Origin of the sequence: Nesterenkonia natronophila, assembly GCF_003595215.1 — a bacterium.
Classification (GTDB): domain Bacteria; phylum Actinomycetota; class Actinomycetes; order Actinomycetales; family Micrococcaceae; genus Nesterenkonia; species Nesterenkonia natronophila.
Genome location: NZ_QYZP01000001.1, coordinates 720,936 through 741,695, shown reverse-complemented (window position 1 = coordinate 741,695; position 20,760 = coordinate 720,936). Strand labels below are relative to the sequence as shown.

22 protein-coding genes are annotated in these 20,760 nt (G+C 62.1%); 6 read left to right on the top strand and 16 right to left on the bottom strand.

The window, feature by feature from the left end; all coding sequences use genetic code 11:
* The first annotated feature begins 37 nt into the window (after positions 1 to 37).
* Positions 38 to 796, top strand: a complete 759-nt coding sequence (locus D3250_RS03460) for a sulfite exporter TauE/SafE family protein (protein ID WP_225973106.1) — start codon at positions 38 to 40, stop codon at positions 794 to 796.
* A gap of 9 nt (positions 797 to 805) precedes the next feature.
* Here D3250_RS03460 and D3250_RS03455 read toward each other — a convergent pair whose 3' ends face one another.
* Both D3250_RS03455 and D3250_RS03450 read right to left on the bottom strand, forming a co-directional pair.
* Positions 806 to 1,297 (bottom strand): twin-arginine translocase TatA/TatE family subunit, encoded by a 492-nt coding sequence (locus tag D3250_RS03455; RefSeq protein WP_119901928.1) that lies wholly within the window; start codon positions 1,295 to 1,297, stop codon positions 806 to 808.
* A gap of 19 nt (positions 1,298 to 1,316) precedes the next feature.
* Positions 1,317 to 2,165, bottom strand: a complete 849-nt coding sequence (locus tag D3250_RS03450) for a hypothetical protein (protein WP_147383470.1) — start codon at positions 2,163 to 2,165, stop codon at positions 1,317 to 1,319.
* 97 nt (positions 2,166 to 2,262) lie between these two features.
* On the opposite strand from D3250_RS03450, the gene D3250_RS03445 reads away from it, so the two are divergent.
* Positions 2,263 to 2,904, top strand: coding sequence for an O-methyltransferase (locus D3250_RS03445; protein ID WP_119901926.1), 642 nt, complete (start codon positions 2,263 to 2,265; stop codon positions 2,902 to 2,904).
* Here the strand turns inward: D3250_RS03445 and D3250_RS03440 are convergent, their stop codons facing one another.
* The 8 genes from D3250_RS03440 to D3250_RS03405 all read right to left on the bottom strand — a co-directional run bounded on the left by D3250_RS03440 (position 2,905) and on the right by D3250_RS03405 (position 12,191).
* Positions 2,905 to 3,075, bottom strand: coding sequence for a DUF3117 domain-containing protein (locus D3250_RS03440; RefSeq protein WP_119901925.1), 171 nt, complete (start codon positions 3,073 to 3,075; stop codon positions 2,905 to 2,907).
* 55 nt (positions 3,076 to 3,130) lie between these two features.
* Positions 3,131 to 3,451 (bottom strand): DivIVA domain-containing protein, encoded by a 321-nt coding sequence (locus D3250_RS03435; protein ID WP_119901924.1) that lies wholly within the window; start codon positions 3,449 to 3,451, stop codon positions 3,131 to 3,133.
* Between the two features lie 75 nt (positions 3,452 to 3,526).
* Positions 3,527 to 4,453: an undecaprenyl-diphosphate phosphatase gene (locus D3250_RS03430; protein ID WP_119901923.1), complete on the bottom strand. Its 927-nt coding sequence runs from the start codon at positions 4,451 to 4,453 to the stop codon at positions 3,527 to 3,529.
* Between the two features lie 39 nt (positions 4,454 to 4,492).
* Positions 4,493 to 5,275 carry an SIR2 family NAD-dependent protein deacylase gene (locus D3250_RS03425; protein ID WP_119901922.1) on the bottom strand — a complete coding sequence of 261 codons (783 nt, stop codon included), beginning with the start codon at positions 5,273 to 5,275 and terminating at the stop codon, positions 4,493 to 4,495.
* 33 nt (positions 5,276 to 5,308) lie between these two features.
* Positions 5,309 to 6,193 (bottom strand): ABC transporter permease, encoded by an 885-nt coding sequence (locus tag D3250_RS03420; RefSeq protein WP_119901921.1) that lies wholly within the window; start codon positions 6,191 to 6,193, stop codon positions 5,309 to 5,311.
* A complete protein-coding gene (locus D3250_RS03415) occupies positions 6,193 to 7,182 on the bottom strand; it encodes an ATP-binding cassette domain-containing protein (protein ID WP_225973105.1) in 990 nt (329 codons plus the stop codon). Before D3250_RS03415 ends, D3250_RS03420 begins: the two co-directional genes overlap by 1 nt.
* Before the next feature lie 92 nt (positions 7,183 to 7,274).
* Entirely contained in the window at positions 7,275 to 9,503 is a 2,229-nt protein-coding gene (locus tag D3250_RS03410; RefSeq protein WP_119901919.1) for a prolyl oligopeptidase family serine peptidase, read from the bottom strand.
* 9 nt (positions 9,504 to 9,512) lie between these two features.
* The gene (locus tag D3250_RS03405; protein ID WP_119901918.1) at positions 9,513 to 12,191 is read right to left on the bottom strand and encodes a phosphoenolpyruvate carboxylase; all 2,679 of its coding nucleotides are present in this window, start codon (positions 12,189 to 12,191) and stop codon (positions 9,513 to 9,515) included.
* A gap of 181 nt (positions 12,192 to 12,372) precedes the next feature.
* Here D3250_RS03405 and D3250_RS03400 point away from each other — a divergent pair, with 181 nt between their 5' ends.
* A complete protein-coding gene (locus D3250_RS03400) occupies positions 12,373 to 12,870 on the top strand; it encodes an aminoacyl-tRNA deacylase (RefSeq protein ID WP_119902276.1) in 498 nt (165 codons plus the stop codon).
* Between the two features lie 28 nt (positions 12,871 to 12,898).
* On the opposite strand, the gene dnaG is transcribed toward D3250_RS03400, so the two are convergent.
* Together dnaG and D3250_RS03390 are read right to left on the bottom strand one after the other, a co-directional pair.
* Positions 12,899 to 14,866: a DNA primase gene (gene dnaG / locus D3250_RS03395; protein WP_119901917.1), complete on the bottom strand. Its 1,968-nt coding sequence runs from the start codon at positions 14,864 to 14,866 to the stop codon at positions 12,899 to 12,901.
* Positions 14,867 to 14,935: 69 nt separating this feature from the next.
* Positions 14,936 to 15,928 (bottom strand): universal stress protein, encoded by a 993-nt coding sequence (locus D3250_RS03390; RefSeq protein WP_225973152.1) that lies wholly within the window; start codon positions 15,926 to 15,928, stop codon positions 14,936 to 14,938.
* A gap of 103 nt (positions 15,929 to 16,031) precedes the next feature.
* On the opposite strand from D3250_RS03390, the gene D3250_RS12175 reads away from it, so the two are divergent.
* Both D3250_RS12175 and D3250_RS03380 read left to right on the top strand, forming a co-directional pair.
* Positions 16,032 to 16,262 carry an Hsp20 family protein gene (locus D3250_RS12175; protein ID WP_119901915.1) on the top strand — a complete coding sequence of 77 codons (231 nt, stop codon included), beginning with the start codon at positions 16,032 to 16,034 and terminating at the stop codon, positions 16,260 to 16,262.
* Positions 16,263 to 16,496: 234 nt separating this feature from the next.
* Complete coding sequence (locus D3250_RS03380) at positions 16,497 to 17,621, top strand: DUF8173 domain-containing protein (RefSeq protein ID WP_119901914.1); 1,125 nt, start codon at positions 16,497 to 16,499, stop codon at positions 17,619 to 17,621.
* Positions 17,622 to 17,709: 88 nt separating this feature from the next.
* Here the strand turns inward: D3250_RS03380 and D3250_RS11765 are convergent, their stop codons facing one another.
* The 4 genes from D3250_RS11765 to D3250_RS03365 form a co-directional block, all read right to left on the bottom strand.
* Positions 17,710 to 17,883: a hypothetical protein gene (locus D3250_RS11765; protein ID WP_158583056.1), complete on the bottom strand. Its 174-nt coding sequence runs from the start codon at positions 17,881 to 17,883 to the stop codon at positions 17,710 to 17,712.
* Positions 17,884 to 17,934: 51 nt separating this feature from the next.
* Positions 17,935 to 18,369, bottom strand: a complete 435-nt coding sequence (locus tag D3250_RS03375; protein ID WP_119901913.1) for an Hsp20/alpha crystallin family protein — start codon at positions 18,367 to 18,369, stop codon at positions 17,935 to 17,937.
* A 246-nt stretch (positions 18,370 to 18,615) separates the two neighbouring features.
* On the bottom strand, positions 18,616 to 19,419 hold the full coding sequence (locus D3250_RS03370; protein WP_119901912.1) for a cytochrome c oxidase assembly protein: 804 nt from the start codon (positions 19,417 to 19,419) through the stop codon (positions 18,616 to 18,618).
* A 27-nt stretch (positions 19,420 to 19,446) separates the two neighbouring features.
* Positions 19,447 to 19,938, bottom strand: a complete 492-nt coding sequence (locus D3250_RS03365) for a DUF2243 domain-containing protein (RefSeq protein ID WP_119901911.1) — start codon at positions 19,936 to 19,938, stop codon at positions 19,447 to 19,449.
* Between the two features lie 144 nt (positions 19,939 to 20,082).
* Between D3250_RS03365 and D3250_RS03360 the strand changes: the two genes are divergently transcribed.
* Positions 20,083 to 20,748, top strand: coding sequence for an HAD-IA family hydrolase (locus tag D3250_RS03360; RefSeq protein ID WP_119901910.1), 666 nt, complete (start codon positions 20,083 to 20,085; stop codon positions 20,746 to 20,748).
* Positions 20,749 to 20,760 lie beyond the last annotated feature (12 nt).

Below are 20,760 nucleotides of genomic sequence, written 5' to 3'. Positions count from 1 at the left end.
GAGGTATGCACCCCGGGGCTTGTTGAAAGGATGCTGATTGGCGGAGCTGACGTGGATCTCGCTGGCCATTCTGGCTCTGGTGTTCGCCACATCGGGGATCCAGCGCGTCACCGGTTCGGGCTTCGGGCTGATCCTCTCGCCCTTCGTGGTGCTGCTCATCGGGGCCCACGAGGGAGTGATGCTGGCAAACTTCCTTTCCATCTTCGCCCCGATCTTCATCATGTGGCGTACCTGGCGACTCATTGACTGGCCACGGTTGGCATGGATCCTGATTCCCGCCCTCGCCATCATGCCCCCGGCGGCGTGGGTGTCCGTGCACGCGCCGGAAGGTGCGCTCTATGTGACGGTGGGTTCCCTGGTCATCTTCGGAATCATGGTCTCTCTGGTCATTCACCGCATCCGACTTACCGTAGATGGACCGCTGACCCGGACGGTCACCGGTGCCGCCGTAGGTGCAGGCACCGTCCTCGCGGCAGTGGGTGCTCCGGCCACGGCCATCTACACAGTGCTCTCCCGCTGGTCAATCCCGGTCATGATCGCCACCGTGCAGCCGCTGTGGTTGGTGGTGTCCCTGGTCTCATTTGGCAGCAAGTGGGCGATCGACGCCGGCCAGCTGCCCGACCTGCCTTGGTGGGCGTGGCTCGGGTCGGTGGGCGCGATCATAGGTGGCATGTACGCCGGAGAGTGGGTCCAGCGGCATATGAACGAGTTCGCGCTGCGCCGCGCAGTGACCGTGGTGGCCCTACTGGGCGGAGTCCTGGCCCTGGCGATGGGGATTCAGGCTTTGGCGGGCTAGTGATGCCCCTCAGGTCGCATCGGTGTCAAAAGGAGCGGGCTCTGCAGGTGGGGAGTCACCCTCCTGTCCCTCGGCTGTGCCCGAACCCGCTGCGGCAGCCCCGGCGACGCCGGCGGCCAGAGCGCCCCGAGCGCCGGAACCGCCGCCGAACAACTCCAGCGGGTCGATCGGCTTCGCGGCGGCCCCGCTCACTGAACGCTGGGTCCGCTGGGGAGCGTGAGCCGGGCCGTTGAGCGAAATATCGTCGAGCTCATCGGCCAAAGCCTCACGGATGATCCGGCGGGGGTCGTACTGCCGGGGATCGTACTTCTGCCAGTCGACGTCGTCGAAATCGGCGCCTGTCTCCTCTTTGAACCGAACCTTCGCATCATCGGCCCAGTGCCGGGCTTTCCTCACCCACCTGGCAAGGGACTGTGCGTACAGCGGCAGCCTTTCGGGGCCCAGGAGCACCAGGGCCAGCACGATGAGAATGAAAATCTCGTAGATATTGAAGCCGGGCACAGCTCAACTTTACCGTGTGCTACTCCGGGCTGAACCAGGTGAGCATCTCATCGAAACCACGCTCCAGCCTGTCCGCGGGCCCGGGAACAGAGTCAGAGATATGAACGCGCGAACGGTCGGTGACCATCACCCAGGAGGCGACGTCTTCAGCTGACGCAGGATGCAGGCTCGCGGACACCAGGTATTGCACGTGAGGGGTCTCCACCGCAGCAGTCCAGACCGCTGACTCTTCAGAGGTATACACCGTGGACTCATGACCGGTGCTGAGCTCAAGGGAATCAGCCCTGACCTTGCTCAAATCCACCGGACCATCAAGCTTCTCACGCAGGGGGCTGAGGTTGGTCTCCTCGGATTCAGCCCGGGTCTCGGCCACACTGATGAAGTCCGTGCCGTCGGTCAGGTGGACTTGGATGGTCCGCTCGCTTCCGGCTGAGCTGGTCCGGACGACGTCGTAACTGAAACCGGAGCGGTCGAGGAACGGCACAGCCCAACCCAAGGATTTCAGATCATTGAGCCTTTCGCGCGGAATCTCCTTGACAGCAGTGTTCTCCCAATCCCCTGGTTGCACAGCGGCCGCTTCACTGGACACGTAGTCGTGCTCCTGCGCTTCAGGTGGCTGCAGCGCAGACCCGGAGACTGTTTCGGCATCACCTGAGGAAACAGGTGGGCTCTGCCGCGGTTCCGGTGGCAGCAAATCTTGAACTGAACCGGTCACTGGTTCTGAGCGGCCCCCGATGACCCATGCAGCCGCCACGATCACGCAGACCACAACTGATGCAGACGACATGAGGACAGCGACCACCCACCCTATTTGCCGGTAGAAGGGGGTGCGCGTGCTGCTCGTAGCGCGGGGAGTCGTCTGAGGCATCGCACATATTGTGCCCATTTTGGCTGGGACTAACCTTATTTTTCGCTGGAAATGATTGTGCGCCTAGGGGCCCTTCGCAGCAATATATGCTTCACACATGAGTACGCCGGAGAAGAGCAAGCACGCTAGTTGGGCATACGCGGAGGAACACCGCGCGCCAGACGAGTTGGTGGAACGTGCGCGTGAGGTCAGCGCAGACGTGGGGACCGACCCCATATCCGATGGAACGGCCGCGGCACTGACGGCATTCTCCGCAGCCTGTGGCGCACGCAGCATCGTGGCCATCGGACTGGGTGCCGGCTTGGCGGGGGCTGCTCTGATGAGAGGTGCGGCCGCTGGAGCGGTGCTGACTGGTATCGACGCTGATGCTGACTGCGTGAGCGCCACACGGCAACTGCTGGGCAGTCTCGGGGTCACACCTTCACGCACCCGACTGATCACAGGCAAAGCGGCCGCGGTGCTGCCCCGGCTGACGCCGAAGGGCTACGATCTGGTGTTCATTGACGCCGCAGGCGAATCAGCGGTGGAATATGTGACTCAGGGGCTGCGTCTACTGCACGCTGGCGGGACCCTCATCCTCAACGACGCGCTAGACACTGACCGGGTCCCCAAGCCTGCTGTGCGTGAGGCATCAACGCAGGCGATGCGACGAGTCGAGGCGACCCTACGGGACGACGATGAGGTAGTGACCGCCATGTTCAGCACCGGAACCGGCTTGCTCGTTGCTGTGAAGCGATGACTACTCCCCGACGGCTTGGATCAGGCACTGCTTAAGCGACTCCGCTTCTTCATTATTGATCTCGAGTACGAGGCGACCGCCACCATCGATCGGGACACGCATAATCAAGCTACGTCCTTCCTGAGAGACCTCCATCGGACCGTCGCCTGTACGCGGTTTCATAGCAGCCATCTGGATTTCCTCTTTCCATCGTCGTGCCGGTCAGCTCGTACCTCACCATTATCTCTCACTCAGGGGGGATGTCACGACGATCACGCTCATCGGAGCCCCCATTCGCGGTTGCAGAGCCCCGCAGCTGTTCGGCCAGGGCGTCAAGAAGTTGATCCACTTGGTCCATGCGGTATCCGCGGACGGCCGTGTCAAACTCCACCCGGTCAAGATCCGCTGCGCTGAGGTCCCGCTCGACGCGCTGAGCGAGCAGATTGTCCACGGCACTGGGCCCCCCGGCCGGGGGTTCCTCACGGGGAGCTGCCGCGCCGTCCCACTTCCCCACCAGCAGCACCACAATGACGCACAGGATGAGCAGCGCCACGACGTAGAGCCACATCACGAGTCTCAGTTTCCCCTCAGGTCGCTTGTGAGCCGGGAGTCCCAGCCACCCCGGATGTCTACCAGCCTAACGCTAGGTCCGGTTCGCTGAAGCTTCAGCGTCCTGCTCCTCCTCGATGGGTGTCTCATCCAACGGAGGCGGCTCAGAGAGGTCGGGCTGGAAGATGAGGATAAAGATGGCGAAGAGCACTACATACACTGCGAAGATGCGGAACTTAGCCCGATATAGGAGAGTGAGCACCATCCACAGGGCGAAAGCTCCCACCACAGCTGCGACGATGAATGCCGCCCAGTAAGCATCGGCGCCGATGCTGAACCCGCCCTGATGCCCAAGCAGACTGCGTGACTGGACTGCGGTGGCGGAGAGGATGGTGGGGATCGCCACAAAGAAGCTGAACTGAGCCGCTATTCTGCGGTGCATTCCGAGCGCAAGCGCCGCGGCGATTGTGATCCCGGATCGCGAGATTCCAGGGAAGAGCGCCAGCGCCTGGGCCAGACCGATCACCACGGCGACCATTATCGTCATCTGGGCTGCACCGCGCCATGTGTAAGTGACGCTGTCGGTCCACCACAGTATGCCCGCAGTGAGAAACAGAAACACGGCGACGATCCAGGGGGTCGCGAAGGCATCAGTGCCGTATTCGCGGATGACGAGGCCGAGCACCCCAGTGATCCCCACGACGATCACACCCAACAGCATAAGCTTCAAGTGGATCATATGCCGCAGAGTACGACGCCTCCACACGGCACCCAGCTCACGCACGGTGCCGGATATTAGCTTAACCAGGGGGCGCCACATGACTACCGCTACCGACACCATGGTGCCGAGATGGACCACGAGGTTGAAGAAGATCATCTCTGGCGTGTCGGGTGCCGGGATCAGCGATCCGGTATCCATGAGCCAGTGCTCAGTAATCACCAGGTGTGCGGACGAGCTCACCGGGATGAACATGAATAACCCCTGGATGGCGCCTAGAAGCGCCGCTTCCCACAACGTCACAGACGAGTCCTCACTTTTTCGGGTCGATGGGCTGCCGTGTCAGAGGGCAGCATCAGCAAGTGCGGGCAGCATGGTCCCCGAGGGCCCGCGCAGGCAGTAATCCATGGCGTCACTGATGTCGGACTCCACGGGGTTGATCTCTATCAACGGGGTGCCCCGTTCAAGTGCCAGCAGGGGCAGTGATGCTGCCGGCTGAACAATACCTGATGTTCCGGCAACCACGACCACATCTGCCGATCGGACGGCAGCAGACGCAGCGTCGAACGCCTCCATGGGGAGCATCTCCCCGAACCAGACCACCCCGGGGCGCACAAGTGCGCCGCAGGCGGTACAAGTCGGCGGGTCTTCCGGCTCGGGTGGGGCGGCGAATCCGTCGTATCCGGGAACCGGCAGCTCAGCCGGTTCCCCACACTCCGCGCAGCGGTGATCAAAGATGGAGCCATGCAGATGCGCCAGCACGTGGGCGCCAGCGCGTTCGTGAAGGTCGTCAACATTCTGTGTGGCGATGCTGAGGTCTCCCCCAGCTGCCCTGAGACCCTGCTGCCACCGGGCCAAGGCCGTGTGTCCGGGGTTGGGCTCCACCTGCAGAATCAGCGACTGCCTCCAGCGGTACCAGGTCCACACCAAGGCCGGAGCAAAATGGAACGCGTCAGACGTGGCGAGGTCCTCTGCCGAGAACTGTTCCCAAAGCCCGGTTTGAGCCTCTCGAAAAGTCGGGACGCCCGACTCCGCGGAAATACCGGCTCCGCTGAGCACGGCGACCCGGGTAGCGGACCGGATCAGGTCAGTGAGTTCGTCTGTCACATGGCTGAGTACCTGCACGGGACTCAGCGTACCGGCCACAGCCGGTGCCGGTCAGGACTTCCGATTGTAGAGATACATGGAGACCGGGGCGAAAACCGCCACCACCACTGCACTGTAGATCAGCACGGACACGATGCTTCCTGGGTCGAACGTCCCGTCCATGAGCTCCCGAATGGCAGAAACCAGCACGCTGACCGGATTGGCCTCCACGATCCCCTCCAACCATCCGGGCATCGTCTCAGTTGGAACGAAGATGTTGGAGGCGAAGGTCAGGGGAAAGATGATAGTCATCGAGACACCCATCACGGCTTCCTCACTGGGCATGAGCAGCGAGACCATGGTCCAGACCCAGGAGAGGCAGAAGCTACATACCAGCAGCAGGACGAAACCTGCCAGGACTCCAAGAAGCCCTCCCACCGGCCGAAACCCGACGAGGAATCCCACTGTCAGGATGATGGTCCCGGCCAAGCCATAGCGCACCTGGTCCCCCAGAAGCGCCCCGACCAACTGAGCAGGCCTCCAAATGGGAAGTGATCGGAACCGGTCGAAGATCCCCTTGGAGATGTCCTTATTGAGTGTGACGCCTGTGTACATGGTGATCATGATCAGCGTCTGGACGAAGATCCCGGGGATGAAGAACTGGACGTACTCGCTGACCGCCGGACCTCCGGTTTGACCAGTGCCGGAGACTATGGCGCCCATGGCACCGCCGAAGATGAACGTAAACATCACCGTCATCATGATCGGGAAGATGGTGACATCGAAGAGCTGCATGGGAATGTGCTTGATCTTCAGCAGTGCCCTCCAGCCGAACGTGACTGAGCCACTGATCGGCCCCGAGGGCGACGGTCGCTGGTCAGCAGGTAGGAGCACGCGCTGGATCCTGGCGGCCTCTGCTGAACCCCCGTGCTCGCTTCTGATGGACGTCTGGCTCATCACGCAACACGCTCCGCATCTGGTTCGGCGTCGTCGTTCTGCGTCTCTGCCGGCTTGCCCGTCAGCGCGAGGAAGACCTCGTCCAGACTGGGCTGTCCATAGGAGAAGGACTCCACCTCAAGACCGAGCTCCTCCAGTGCGTTCAGCGCCGGTGTGGTCCCTGCGCCCTCACCGAGCCGCACGGTGAGTGCAACGGCGTCCTTCTCCCGGATGACGACGCTGCCAAGTCTGCGTTCCAACACCTCAGCGGCCCGTTCTCGCTGGGCTTGATCGGCCAGTCGAACCTTCAGCGCGCCGGCCCCCACCTGGGCCTTCAGCTGTCCCGGAGTGCCTTCGGCGATGACGCGACCATGGTCGATTACCGCGATTCGGTCCGCCAGCTGATCCGCTTCCTCCAGGTACTGGGTGGTGAGCAGGATGGTAGTGCCGCCTGCCACCAGGGTGCGGATGATATCCCACACCTGATTCCTGCTGCGCGGATCGATTCCGGTGGTCGGTTCGTCAAGAAACATCATCTCCGGGGTGACGATGAGCGAGCCGGCGATGTCCAGGCGGCGTCGCATGCCTCCGGAGTACTTCTTCACCTGACGGTCTGCTGCCTCTGCCAGACCAAAGGCGGTGAGCAGGTCTTTGCCGCGGCGCCGCGCATCCTGCTTGGTGAATCCCAGGAGTCGGCCAAGGAGGATGAGATTCTCCATACCGGTGAGGTCCTCATCCAAAGAGGCAAACTGGCCGGTCAGCGCAATGCGCTCTCGGACCGCCTTCGGCTCGGTGAAGATATCGCGCCCGAGCACCCAGGCCTCCCCTGCGTCGGGACGCAGCAGAGTGGCGAGCATACGAATGGCGGTAGTCTTTCCGGCACCGTTGGGCCCCAGCACGCCGTAGATCCCCCCGCGGGGGATCGTGAGGTCCACTCCGTCGACGGCCACGTTGCTGCCGAAAGACTTCACCAGACCCCGGGCCTCGACGGCATAAGGAGACTCAGCCACAGGCACCTCTCAACAGAACCGTCAGTGCCTCAAAATCTTACACCTTAGGGTTAATGTTCGCCCCTGTGCCCTCCGGCTGACTGCAAGCCGGGTCAGTCCAATCCCAACCGTTGGCTTAGGAACCGGTAAATGAGCGCGTTCATTGTCGCCTGCTGTTCGGGGTTCGCGGCTCCTCCATGACCTCCCTGCGTATTCTCCCAGTAGGTGACATCGGCGGAGACCGACTCCAGGGCGGCAGTCATCTTCCGTGCATGGCCGGGGTGGACCCGGTCATCTTTGGTGCTGGTGGTCAGGAGCACCGGAGGATAGTCCGCCTCTTTGTCCAGCTGATGGTAGGGGCTGAAGGCCTGGAGATGCTCCCAGTCCGCCGTGTCCGGGTCCCCGTACTCGGCCCGCCAGGAGGCGCCGGCTAGGAGGTGCGAGTAACGCTTCATGTCCAGCAGCGGCACCTGAATGACCACAGCGCCGAAGAGGTCCGGGTGCTGGGTGAGCATATTCCCGGTTAGGAGCCCACCATTGGACCCACCGCGGCAGGCCAGCTGTTCCGTGGTAGTGACACCGGTAGATACCAGTTCGCGGGCGACTGCGGCGAAATCCTCGAATGCTCTGCCGCGGTTCTCCTTCAACGCCGCCTGGTGCCATCGGGGCCCGTACTCGCCTCCCCCGCGAATATTCGCCACAGCAAAGACGCCGCCGCGCTCCAGCCAGGCTTTGCCCACCAGCGGAAGGTAGCTGGGCTTCTGGGAGATCTCGAACCCGCCGTATCCGTAGAGCACGGTGGGCTGCGGTTCCGGGCCGGCGATGGACTCCCGCGGTGCGCCGTCGGCGGCGAACTGGACCGTCTCAGCAGGACCGATCAGGAAATAGGGAACACGGGTGCCGTCGGCGCTGGTCGCGAAGCTCTGCACGGCCGCCAGACCCTCAGCGTTGAAGCGCTCCGGCGCCTGCTTGATGAGTTCATAGGTCTCTGTATTCCCCTCCAGCAGCGGCGCCAGCGAGCCCAGGTACCGGGTGGTGGGGGTGAGGAAATCCTGTGCGGTGATCCAGACGTCGTCGTTCTCCCGCGCGTCATAAGCAGCCACCGACAGTGATCCGGTGATAGCACTGAGCACTCGCCGTGACTGCCAGGTCCCAGCGTCGTCGCGCCAATGCGCCTGGACATGCTCGACGACGTCCTCCATCACCGTCAGCGCGAAGAGGTTCCTGGTGGCGGTGATGCCCTGGAGGGAGGTGGAATCTGTCGGTGTGAACAGTGGTGTGAGCAGCCCTGCGCCATCTTCATGCACGTGGCTGTGCAGGAATTCCGCGGCGTCAGCGACGTAGAGGCTGCCCGCCGGCAGCACGACGCCGCGCACAGTCGCCTCTGTGCGGGGAGCGAAGAAGATCAGATCGCGGTGGAAGCCAATGCGGAGATCGGTGGGCACGTCAATCAGAGTGAGAGTGGCTTCGGGCTCACTGCCCAGAGACCCGGCGGAGTCCTCCGCACCTCCGCCGCGCCTTCTGCCTTCGTCATGGTATTCGATGAGGTAGGTCTCAGAGTCGTAGAACCCCAGCATGCGAGTAGCCACATGCCGCTCGAACCCGGGAGTGGAGTCGTACCCGGCGGAGGCGACCATGTCGTCTTCAGCCACAGAGATGATCGGTTCAGCATCTTCCAGCTCCGTGCCGCGGGCCCACCGGCGGGCCACCCGGGGGTATCCGGAGCTGGTGACCGGGGTGTCCTCCTGAGGTCCAGCGCGGTCGGTGGAGGCGTAGACGGTGTCAGCATCGATCCAACCGAGTCCACCTTTGCCCTGCGGCCGGTAGAACCCGCCCTCCTCAGGGTCCACGAAGCGGCGGGTATGGAGATCGAACTCGCGAGTGACATCGGCATCGGATCCCCCGGGCGAGAGATCGATCAGGGCTCGCGAGTAGCCCGGGACATCGTCAGAGGACTGTTCGGGACGGAGCACTGAGGCGCCGTGCCACACCCAGGTGGTGCCCTCAGCTTCGGAAAGCGCGTCGAGGTCCAGGAGGATCTCCCAATCGGGGGCGTCGGACTTGTAAGACTCTAGAGTGGTGCGCCTCCAGAGCCCCTGGGGGTGCTCCGCGTCGGTCCAGAAGTTGTAGAGCCACTCGCCACGCGCCGTGACACCGGGAATGCGGTCAGAGGCATCGAGTATTTCCCGCAGGGCATCTCTGAGGGGATCGTAGTGCTCATCCTGGAGCTGAGCCTCAGCTTGGCGGTTGCGCTGCTCCACCCACGCGAGCGCGTCCTCCCCCTCTACATCTTCCAGCCATTGAAAGGAGTCACTGTCCGGGTTACTCACGTGCGGCATCATGGCTCAACCCTACCCAGTGTTCTGCAGACCAGCAGCAACTCCCTTGAGCGTGATGAGGAGGAGATTCCGTGGATCGTGTACCTCCTCCTCGGTCAGCTCCCCCGAACGCAGTCGCCGCAGGGCGCGCAGCTGGATGAGGCTGAGCGCATCCACATAAGGATTGCGCAGCTGCACCGCGCGGCCCAGCACGCGGCGGTCGGCAAGCAGTCGGGCCTGTCCGGTGATCGCCAAGACCCACTTCTCTGTCAGGTGAAGCTCCCTCAGGACTGCCTCGGCGAGTTCAGTTCTGTCCCCGAGGTCCAGATAGCGACGAGCGATGCGTTCGTCCGTCTTGGCCAACGACATCTCGATGTTGTCGATCATGGCGGCGAAGAGCGGCCATTCACTGTAAGCCCTCCGCAGTAGGTCCAGGTCGTCGATTGTTTCCAGCGCGGTCCCGAGGCCGTACCACCCGGTCAGGTTGATTCGGGCCTGTGCCCAGGCAAAATTCCACGGGATAGCGCGCAGATCTTCTAGAGACTCCACGGAGAGTCCGCGTTTAGACGGGCGCGAGCCGATGGCCAGCAGACCGATTTCATCTTGGGGGGTGACTTGGGCGAACCATGGGGCGAATCCTTCGGCTCTGACCAGATCGAGGAAGCGTGCGCGGGAGGCGTCGTCAAGCTGTGTGGCCAGCTCGGCGTACTTCTCGGCAGCGGCGGCGTTACGCTTCTCGGTCGAGGGCGCACCAGCCATCAGGGTAGCGGCGGCAACCTGTTCAATGTGTCTCAGAGCTATCTCAGGATTGCCGTACCGGGCATCGATCACTTCACCCTGTTCGGTGACCTTGAACCGGAGGTCCACCGAACGAGGAGGCTGAGCGAGAATGGCTCGGTTCGCCGGTCCACCACCGCGGCCCAGCGCTCCGCCGCGGCCGTGGAACTGAGTGAGCTGGATGCCATGCGTCGCCGCCCAGGCGGCTATCCGCTCCTGCGCCTGGTACAGCGCCAGGGTAGCTGCGACCGGGCCGACGTCTTTGGAGGAGTCGGAGTAGCCCAGCATCACCTCCATGCGACGTCCCGTTTCCTCCAGTCGTTTCTGCAAGTGGGGGTTCTGCAGCGCTTCTTCGAGGATCCGGGGAGCATTCTGCAGGTCATCGTAGGTCTCGAACAGCGGAATTACGTCCAGCACTGGTGCCCGCTCGGGGCCGCCCAGAGCCTTCTCCGCAAGAATGTAGACGTCCGCGAGGTTCTGCGCGCTATGAGTGAAGGACACGATGTAACGTCTCGCAGCGTTGACCCCGTAGCGTTGCTGCAGGGAAGCCACTGCACGGAAAGTCTCCAGAACTTCATCACCCGGGACGGACATCTGCTCTGCCGAGGCAGGATCCTCCAACCACTTCAGAGTTTGGAGGTGCACTGCCGAATGCTGCCGCACCTCCAGCTCTGCCAGATGGAAGCCGAAGGTCTCCACCTGCCAGATCAGCTCCTGAAGATCGCCGTAGGCTGCTCGTTGCGCCCCTGCAGCCACGAGTGAGTCCTGCACGGTCCTGAGCTCACCCAGCAATTCTTCGGGCACACGATAGGCAAGGTCGGCATTACGCTCCCGGGTAGCTTGAACCCGGCCAGCGATGGCCAACATCACCTGCCGGTGTGGCTCACCGGGCGAGTGCTGTGCGGCCAGCTCCGTCAGTTCATCGGAGAGCTGCCGCTGATGATTCCATAGCCTCTGCAGCTCCTCCTGGGGCGGGGTGTACCGATCGTCCAGGGTGAGGGAGAGCCCCACTTTGCGGGTCTGGGCTTCGAGGTTCTCCAAGATCCGGTCCGCTGCCTGCGCTACGGCTTGGCGGGTGATGGACGCGGTGACGTTCGGATTGCCGTCGCGGTCTCCTGCGATCCACGAACCAAGCCGGATGAACGCCGGAGCCTTAGGTGCCGCTCGTCCAGAGTCCTCCCCCTGGAGCCAGTCGTCCATACGCCGGTAGGCCTCAGTGAACACGGAGGAGAAGGAGGATTCAAAAACGCCCAGCGCAGTCCGGACCTCGTCCAGCGGGGAAGGATTGGAGACCCGCAACTGGGCGGTGCGCCACAAATTGTCGATCTCTTCTGTCAGATCGCGGGTGTTGCGCGCTAGCGCGGCGGCACCCATCCGCGGGTCGTCGCGCTCATCGAGCAGATTGCCGATACGCCGCACACTCGCGGTAATGGCATTACGGCGGGCCTCCGTGGGATGGGCAGTGAGCACCGGGTGGAAGCGCAGATCTTTGAGCCGGCGCGCTGCCTCCTCATGTCCAACCTCCTCGGCCAGGTGGGTGAATGCTGCCGCCACGGAATCGGAGGGCTTCTGCTCACTGAGGGGTCGTTCGCCGTCCCGTGAGCGGAGTTTGCGCACGCGGTGCTGCTCTTCTGCGAGGTTGGCGAGCAGGAAGTAACAGGTGAAGGCGCGAGCGACTTCCTTGGCTCGTTCCGCACTTAGTCCCTCCACGAATGTCTCTGCCTCGGTGAGTGCCTCCTCCGAGTCGGGCTCCGCTGCGGCGATGGTCAGCGAGCGCAGCGTCTCGACGTCTTCCAGCAACCCTTCGGACCCGTATTCGCTGAGGACCGTGCCGAGCAAGCCACCCAGGAACCCCACGTCCCGACGCATGGCCTCCGGAATTTCGTGCTCGGCGGCGCGGCGCGAATGGTCCTCTGTCAGAATGCGCTGTGTCATGGTGCAGTGTCCTCCTCGATCGTCAAACGTGGTGCACGCTTGGAACCAGGCGGGACCTCGTCGTCACGCGAGATGTGCGGTGAGCAACACCGTATCAATCAATCGACCGTGCTGGGACAGCGGCCCCAGTACTCTCCGGCCGCAGCCGGCACCCGATCTAAGCTGCACTAGGCTGATGCCCATGACTGAGCAGTCGGGACGTGAGCGGGTGCTGGAGGATGCGCAAAGCCGCGGGGTGATGATCGAGTTCGCGGATCGAGGACCCGCCAGCTCCCTGGAGGAGGCGGCAGCGAACCTGGGCATTGAGCCACGTGAGATCGTCAAGACGCTGGTAGCCAAGGTCAGGCTCACTCAGACTGCGCAGTCGCACAGTTACCTGGTGGTGCTGATCCGCGGTGACCAGCAGGTGGATTGGGCTAAGCTGCGCCGGATCGCAGGTGTGAAGAAGGCGTCTATGGCCGCACCTGACGAGGGTTATCAGGCCACCGGGTACCGGCCGGGCACCATCACGCCCTTCGGTGCCGGAGCAGCTGTGGGCGAAGACTTGCCGATTTTCGCAGATGAGTCCATCGCCGGCCGGGTCTGCATGGGCGCCGGGGAGCCGGACCTGAACCTCTTTGTCGACGCCGCGGACCTGCTCAGCGCCTTCAACATCACTCGAGGGGATATTGCCAAGTAGGAGTTGCGTCTGCCCGCCGGAGACACCCCTACTCGGCGCTGCGGAGAGTGCGGCGACGGCGTTCGAGTTCCATCAGGTCCGCGTTCACCTTCCGGTAGTCCTTTGGCGAGTCTGCGGGGTCCATCCGTTGCAGCTGGCCCAGCAGGTTGGCCTTCTCGTGCTGGATCTGCAGCTCGACCAGCCGGTTGAGAATTTCTTGGCAGTATCTGTCCAAGTTTTCCTCGTCCCGGGCAGGTAGTGCGGTGACCGCCAATTCGGAGACGAAACCCCGCAGCGGCTCGGGCACCTCTTGCCGCACCGACTCCACCCAGGTTCTGGGATCTGAAGCTTCCGCGGCGGCTATCCTGATCCCGTCATGCACCGCCACATGTGCTGGTGCGGTGAACCTCACAGAGAAGATTTCCTCCCACTGCTCGGCTGTCAGCCGTGTGGGGTGTTGAAGGATGACTTCGAGAGCTTGGCGTTCCATCATCACCGCTGGGTCCCGAGTATCAGGCCGCGAGAATGCGAACCCGCCCACGCCGCTTGCTTCCTGGGGCGCCGGGCCCCCGCGGCCCGCCTCCGGGGTCTGGGTTCTGCTGCCCTGCGGACCGGTTCTCGCCGCACGGCGCTGCGAAGACTGCTGGGGCGACGTCATGTTCTGCTGTCCTTGCCCACTGCGCCGGGCGCCTGATCTGAGCGCGCTGCTCACAGCAGCTTTGACCTCATCCACGTCAGTGCCCAGCCATCCGGCGAGTTCGCGCGTGTAGGCGGCGCGAAGGGAGTCGTCCCGGATCTCTGCAACTACCGGGGCAGCCGCGCGGAGTGCCCCGATGCGCCCTTCGACTGCATTGAGGTCCCAGTCCCGAAGCCTGCGGCGGATGACGAACTCCACCAAGGGTGTCTTCGCAGCTATCAACGCTTGGACCGCTTGATCTCCACGGTGCTGGCGGACATCGCAAGGGTCCATTCCTTCCGGGCCGACCGCGATGAAAGTCTGGGCATTGAACTGGTGGGCTTCGTTGAAAGCTTTGACCGCGGCCTGCTGACCGGCCTCGTCACCGTCGAAGGTGAATACCACTTCCGCCGGCGTCCCGTCATCGGAGAGCAGCCTGCGGGCGATCTTGATGTGGCCCTCCCCGAATGCGGTGCCGCAGGTCGCCACAGCGGTGTCCACACCGGCGATATGACAGGCCATGACATCGGTGTACCCTTCGACGACCACCAGTTGCCGGTTCTTTGCGATGTTGCGCTTGGCGTGCTCAATCCCATACAGCACCTGAGATTTCTTGTAGACGGTGGTCTCGGGCGAATTGAGGTACTTCGGGCCGGGGTCGTCCTCGTAGAGGCGCCGACCGCCGAAGCCCACCGTGTTGCCGGTCATGTCCCGAATAGGCCACATCAACCGACCGCGGAAACGGTCATATATTCCACGGCGACCGTCGGCGAACATACCGGTGTGCTGGAGTTCGTCATCCCGGAAGCCTTTGGCACGCAGGTGTCCGAGCAAATTGTTCCACCCCTTGGGTGCGTAACCGACGCCGTACTGTTCGGCGTGGGCACGGGTGAAACCGCGGGCAGTGAGAAAGTCCCGCCCGATCTGCGCCTCCGGGATGACGAGGCAGCGCTGAAAAAACTCGTCTGCGATCTTGTGCGCGTCCAGCAGCCGCTGCCGCCGACCGGCCTCAGCCTTGTCCGGGCCCGTCCCACCGTCCTCGTAACGCAGATCTATACCGTGCCGCTGCGCCAGACGCTCCACGGTCTCCTGAAAGGTGGTGTGCTCCATGGCCTGGAGGAACGCGATGACATCACCCGACTCCCCGCAACCGAAGCAGTGGTAGCTGCCTACCTGTGGGCGGATGTGGAAACTAGGAGTTCGCTCGTCGTGGAAGGGACACAGACCTTTGTATGAGCCGATCCCGGCCTTCTTGAGCGTGACGTACTGCTCCACCACTTCCCGCAGGTCAGCGCGTTCGCGCACCGCGTCGATGTCCTCGCGCCGAATCAGTCCTGCCATAGCACCAATCTACCGGGCGGGGGACGATGCCGTCCCGGACCTGTGGATAACCGGACTCGACGTAGTCAGTCAGTGCTTTGGCGTGGGAACGACCAGAACAGGGCACACCGCTCGGTTCAGCACTGCCTGACTCACTGAGCCGAGCAGCAGACCGGGGAACCCACCGTGGCCGCGGGTGCCGATGATGATGAGTTCGGCTGTTCTGGAGGCTTCTGAGAGCACCCCAGCGGGGGTGCCGTCGAAAAATTGCCATCTGGCGGTGAGGTCGGGAAACTGCTCGGACATGTAGTGTGCGGACTCTTGAAGTTGTTCGATGTAGGGGCGGCGCAGGTTCGGTATTTCAATATTGTGCTCCACAGGATTGGGGCCCCAATGCCCGTCGGCATTCAGAGGCGAAGCGGAGACCAGTGCCAGGGGACGATTGACCATGTGCGCAGCTTCTCCAGCCACGCGCAACATCTCATCTGCTTTCGTGCCCAAGTCCACACCGACTACGACTTCGGAGTCGAAGTTCAGCTGGTCCGAGACATTGGCGAACACCCGACGTTTATGCGCCCGCGGTTTCGACTCTTCTATGAGCGACAAAGGCTCATCGGCGGCATCATCGCCATGAGCAAGCTGCTGTGCCGGGGCTTGCAGCTCTGACGAAGTGTCACTCTCCCATTCTTCAGGAACCACCAACGTGGGGCAGTGCGCATGGGCGGCCAGGTGTGCCGAAACACTTCCTAAGAATCGTCCTGCGAAGCGATTCCGTCCCCGTTTGCCCACAACCGCGACCCGAGCCGACTTGCTCTCGTCCACCAGCGTCCCGCCGGGGTCTCCTACGAGAGCTCGAGTGGTGGTGCGCACCCCGGCTTCTTCGGCTTGGGAAGCGTAACCCCTGAGCATCTCCTGAATCTCGTTCACGACAGTGTCGAGGTACTGGTTCATCAGGGGGACGTAGGATGAGTCCGTCATCACAGGTCGTAGAAAAGTTCCCACCAGGCGCAAAGCAAAGCCTCGGCGCCTGGCGATTTTCAGCCCCACTCTGAACGCCCGCTCACTGCCTGTTGAACCATCCATTCCGACTAGCACGATTGAAGGACGTTCACCGTTCACCGCAGATGTGTGATTCATGGACTCAAGATACTCCGCATAGACCCCCCGGTCTAGGGAATTTCCGTATGTGTTTGGTTCCGACGTTTGTGCGCATTTCAAGCTGATCTCTATCAAGCCGCGACTCACCCAAATTTTGGGCAGACTCACGTTCACAGAGGACAGCGAGAATCAGAAGTACCTCGTAAGAGGCAACAGCAGCTTCCACCGCAGTCTCACCCTCCCTCCGGAGGCGAAAACTCACTTGCTCAGAGCAGATTTTCGCAACGGCACCCTACGAATCACTATGCCCTTGAGCTAGTTCGCGCCGAGGCACCGGAAGACAGGACCTTTGCCTCTACCAGCCTCGCCCGTCTCACCACACAATGAGTCCAGGTGAAAGCCACTGGGCTCATCGTCATACGGCATCCGCTTTGGTGTCCGGCAACTCTGCAGACGCCCGTTCGAAGATCCACAGAGGGAGGAACCGTCCATGCGAGGACTGTCTCGAAGCTTGTTATATGCAGCCACATCGGCAGTGGCAGGAGTTCTTCTCGTGGGCTCAGCTGCAAATGCAGGGGGTTTCGACGGGATGTCAGGGGCCTCCCCGAACTCAATCACGTCGACCACTGCGACCGCCGGCTCCGGAGCAGGCGAGGAGGACGGCCCACAGTTTCTGAGTGGCTCCGTCATTGACGTATCAGAGGATATTCAAGGTGATGTCTATGTCGCCGGAAGGAGCGTTAACGTAAGCGGCGACGTCTCTGGTGACATCATCGCAGCCGCTCAGACCATCACCATCACCGGTGACATCGACGGCAATGTGCGCCTCGCGGCGCAAGACGTCTTCATCAGTGGTGATATTGGACGCAGCGCGTCCGTATTCGCTGCGGCCCTGAACCTCACCGGAGAAGGATCAGTCGGCGAGGACCTCGTCGGCGCTGCCGGCGAGGTGGAAATCGGTGGAGACATTGGTCGAGATCTCGTAGCCAGCGTGGATGCTCTGACCATCGGCGGCACCGTCGGGAGAGACGTCACCTACTACAGCAACCGGGAGGCAGCGGTCGCTGATGGCTCCGTCAACGGCTCCGTGGAGCGGATCGCCGCCACTCCGGCACCCGAAAGAGAGTCCTCTCCCGGGGGGATGTTCCTGGTCTGGCTCTTTGGCCTGCTTTATGCACTCGTCGCATTAAGCCTCATCACCCTGCTCGCAGGGCTCCTATTCCCAGGCAGGCTCACGCGGGTGACGGATCAGCTCATGCGTTCCCCGTGGAAAGCACTGCTGGTGGGGTTCATCGCCTCAATCGCGGTTCCGGTTGTGCTGGTGATCCTTCTCATCACCATCATTGGGGCACCCCTGGGTCTGGTCGGCATCTTGATATGGCTGTTGTTGACACTGGCGACGTTCATCTATGGCTCTTACTTCATCGGACGGCTGATATTCCGCGGCGCACAACGACCCGCGCTGAAAGCTGTGGTTGGCGGAGTCATCCTCATCACTGCCCTGCACGTTCCCTGGCTGAACATTGCAGTATGGCTAGCAATGGTGCTCTTCGGCCTCGGCGCGCAGCTTCTGGACTTCTATGACAAGTGGCCACGTAAGACTCACCGCGAGATGGACGCTGGCCCACCCGAGTCAGAGATCGTGCAACCCGCTGTCGGCGCTGAGGAACGCCGATGAACCTGCCATCATGAGGCGGCAGCACGCCGAACAAAGCACGCAGTCGCCCGAATCATCCAGTCGACTTTCCAACCCGCACCTGGAGAAGTCAATCTTTCCTATGGACGCTCAGACGTTTGAGGTTCTCCGCAGCAGTGCCAAGCCGCCGCTTGGGCTTATATGTCAGGACCAGCATGAGGAGGGTGACCGTCAATATGAAAACGGTCAGCAGGACAGAGAATATGGTGACGAAGAGTCCTAAGTAGAAAGTCCCCGCAAACATGTCTCACGCTCCTCCTGTGACTAAGACCGGCCTACCCCGCGCGCCGCGGGGTCACTCGCTTTCGTGCCTACTTGCTATTGGAATCTTGGTTGGCACGGTCGTTTCTCTGAGAGGGACCTTCACGGCGAGAACACCCTCGTGGAATGAAGCCTCGGCGTCCCTCATCTCCGCTCCCTCCGGCAATCTAATGTTTCGGTAGAAGCTGCTGCTGCTCTCCCGCATCACGTACTTCTTGTTCTTGTCGTCTTCGCGCTCGTGGCGCTCGGCTTGAATGACGAGTGAGCCCCTATCAACGCTGATAGTGATGTCGTCTTCCTTGAAATGAGGCAGGTGGGCCTCCACCACTAGTTCATTGTCGTTATTCGTGTACACATCTGTGGTGGGAAGTTTTTCTCGGGTGCCGCGCAGGAGCCCGTCGTCGAACAGTTCGCGACGCAGACTGTCGAGGCCGGCGAAGGGGTCGAAACGTGACATGGACTGTGTCATGGTTATCTCCTGAGGGTGATCAGGTTCTCGATAGCAGAAGTGTGCTCGCCTGAGACTCTGACGCTTGGCAGCTCTCGGGCCCTTCTCTGGGCTCAATTCATTGTGAATGGCCGAAGACTGTGCCGAGTAGGGCCATTGGTCCTACAGGCACTTTCCCAATGAGAGCCTGACTGCGCTGCGTCACTACTGCGTGCGACTCTCTCGGCCCTCGACACCTGAGTGCGCGAGGCGGGCGGATGATCCCAGCTATCTTGTAGAGGCCGTAGCGAGTGCAGACGCAGGCTTCTGCGATGACTTGCGACGGCGATACCACCAGGAGAAAAGCATCACAGCTAGTGCGACCTCTGCGATGTCCCCGCCGTAATACATCCACTGGGCGGCAGCCTCCATTGATGCGGCTTCATCGTGACTATGACTATGACCGTGGCCGTCGGCGAACTGCGCTGAATTGGCATAGAGGAACTTGGCGAGAAACGCGTGGGCACCCGCGGCAAGAATGAGCACCGTTACCCGCGTGGCCATGCCTGGGCGGCGAGGCGCCGGATCAGGCCCGGCGATCGACCACGTGTAGAGGTAACCCGCCAGCAAAAAGTGGGCCAGGACCAACCAATGGATCTCCTGCCGTTCCATGCTGATGGTGTAGAGCGGAGTGAGATAGAGGACGAACATCCCGCCGATATTGAGCACCGCAGCTGAAATGGGATGAGAGACAGCATGTACGGGTCCACTCCGGAGAAGTCGCGTCAGCCCGAGCTGACCGCGCCGGGGCAGGGCACCCAGCAGTAAGGTGAGTGGGGCACCAAGGACCAGACCCAGCGGTGCGTACATTCCCAGAAATAGATGTTGGGCCATGTGATAGCGGTGATCGTGGTGGGCGGGCTCAACTAACGGCGGGCTGAGAGCGATGACAACCGCAAGCACCCCGGCCGTCCAGGCTAGCGTCCGCCACAGTGACCACTTCGGCAGCGTACTGGGGCGAAGGAACAGCGCCCAGCCGTACCCGCCAATGAGTGCCCCACCGAGCAGAGCCGGTACCCACCACCCCGTCATGATGCGCTTAGGTTCGAGCAGGCAGGTTCACACATGGGAGTGACGCGCCTTTTTCAATCGTCGTCCGGCTCGCCAGGTGATCATCGCGCCGATCATGAGGAGCGCGGCGCCGGCGAGATTCCATACCAGGTCATATAGGAGAAGGTTGTCGACGTCGTACCGGATCTGGTGGAGGCGCAGGATCTTATGGTTAACGACGCCGTCAAAAATCTGGAACGCTCCCGCCCCGAGGAAGAACCCGCCCCACGCTGAGGCCTTGTGCAGAGCCTGGCGACGGCTGAGATCAGCCATGAGAAAGATCCCCGCTACGAGCATGACGAGCTCGGCGGCGTGGAGTACACCGTCTGACAGCAAAGCGATATCAGAGGTGCTGCGGTCATAGAAATGGTGCCAAGCGAGAATCTGATGAAAGACGATTTGGTCAACCGCTGCCATGATAGCCGCACCCAGAAGCGCTGCCACCCAGACGGATCGACGATGATCCACTTGCTGAACCCTCTGGCTCTGAGCCTGAGTCATGTCTTCACCTCGCGAGTACGCCTACACCATGCGTACTGACCGAAAGCACACATTTTTCACCATGCTATTCGACAATGTCACCTGCGCTAGAGGTAAACTGTGGCAACTAGCAGGTCCGCCGCCTCTGTGGAGAAGGAGCCTCGCATGGTTCGTCGCGTGGATGCCGTTGTCTTCGATGTCCTAGAGACTCTGCTCGACCTTGACCCCATCGGGGTCAGACTTGAGGAGGTCGGGCAGTCGGCTGCGGTACTGGGACCGTTCTTCATGCGATTCCAGCGTGACGCTATGGCGCTGAGCCTTGCCGGCGACAACCCGGACTTCACCCGAACCGCCCGCCAGGCGCTCCGCACTGAGACCAAGCAGAAGATGTCTGAGGACGCTATTGACTACGTCTTGCAGGGTTTCGCCGAGGTCCCGGCGTTCCCGGATGCGGGCCCTGCGATGGAAAGACTCTCCAAAGCCGGGGTCATAATCGGCTGCCTTACCGTTGGGGACCCGGACAACACACGCTCGTTTCTTTCCGGAGCCGGGCTGGAGGACTACGTCGACCACGTGGTGACCTCCGATGCGGTAGGTGTCTGGAAGCCTGCACCTGATGTGTACCATCACACAGCTAAGGTTCTGAACTGCGAATTGGACCGTATGGCGCTGGTGGCGGTGCACGCTTGGGACTGCCATGGCGCCAAGAAAGTTGGTGCACTAGCCGGTTGGTGCTCTCGGCTCGAAGGGGAACCCGGAGAGATCTTTCATGCCGCTGATGTCCGTGGTGAGGACCTTATCGAAGTGGTTGATGGGCTGCTGGCGCTCTAATCTCCTCGCCTA